Raw genomic sequence first — 1,079 nt, 5'->3', positions numbered from 1 at the left:
TGCTGCAGTGTCTGTTGTTTCAGAAACCGCACAGTGGACGCGTAACATCTTCGTTGTAAGCCCTCGGCCTATTAGTACCAGTCACCTACACCAGTTACCTGGCTTCCAATTCTGGCCTATCAACCCCATGGTCTGTAGGGGGCCTTAACCCATCAAGTGGGAGAGAAACCTCATCTTGGAACAGGCTTCCCGCTTAGATGCTTTCAGCGGTTATCCCTTCCGAACGTAGCCAACCAGCAGTGCTCCTGGCGGAACAACTGGCACACCAGAGGTTCGTCCGTCCCGGTCCTCTCGTACTAGGGACAGCCTTCCTCAAGTTTCTTACGCGCGCGGCGGATAGAGACCGAACTGTCTCACGACGTTCTAAACCCAGCTCGCGTGCCGCTTTAATGGGCGAACAGCCCAACCCTTGGGACCTACTCCAGCCCCAGGATGCGACGAGCCGACATCGAGGTGCCAAACCATCCCGTCGATATGGACTCTTGGGGAAGATCAGCCTGTTATCCCCGGGGTACCTTTTATCCGTTGAGCGACACCGCTTCCACTTGCCGGTGCCGGATCACTAGTCCCGACTTTCGTCCCTGCTCGACCTGTCAGTCTCACAGTCAAGCTCCCTTGTGCACTTGCACTCAACACCTGATTGCCAACCAGGCTGAGGGAACCTTTGGGCGCCTCCGTTACATTTTGGGAGGCAACCGCCCCAGTTAAACTACCCACCAGGCACTGTCCCTGAACCAGATCATGGTCCGAGGTTAGAAGTCCAATACGATCAGAGTGGTATTTCAACGACGACTCCACCAACACTAGCGTGCCAGCTTCACAGTCTCCCACCTATCCTACACAAACCGTACCGAACACCAATACCAAGCTATAGTGAAGGTCCCGGGGTCTTTTCGTCCTGCCGCGCGTAACGAGCATCTTTACTCGTAATGCAATTTCGCCGAGTCTGTGGTTGAGACAGCAGAGAAGTCGTTACGCCATTCGTGCAGGTCGGAACTTACCCGACAAGGAATTTCGCTACCTTAGGATGGTTATAGTTACCACCGCCGTTTACCGGGGCTTAAATTCTCAGCTTCGCC

General features: G+C 54.6%; 1 rRNA gene. It reads right to left on the bottom strand.

Annotated features, from left to right (window positions below):
• Positions 1 to 50 precede the first annotated feature (50 nt).
• Positions 51 to 1,079 (bottom strand): 23S ribosomal RNA (locus ACFWU5_RS29060); the annotation flags it as partial.

This window comes from Nocardia sp. NPDC058640, from assembly GCF_042716995.1.
GTDB lineage: Bacteria > Actinomycetota > Actinomycetes > Mycobacteriales > Mycobacteriaceae > Nocardia.
This window is presented reverse-complemented; position numbering and strand designations above follow the sequence as displayed.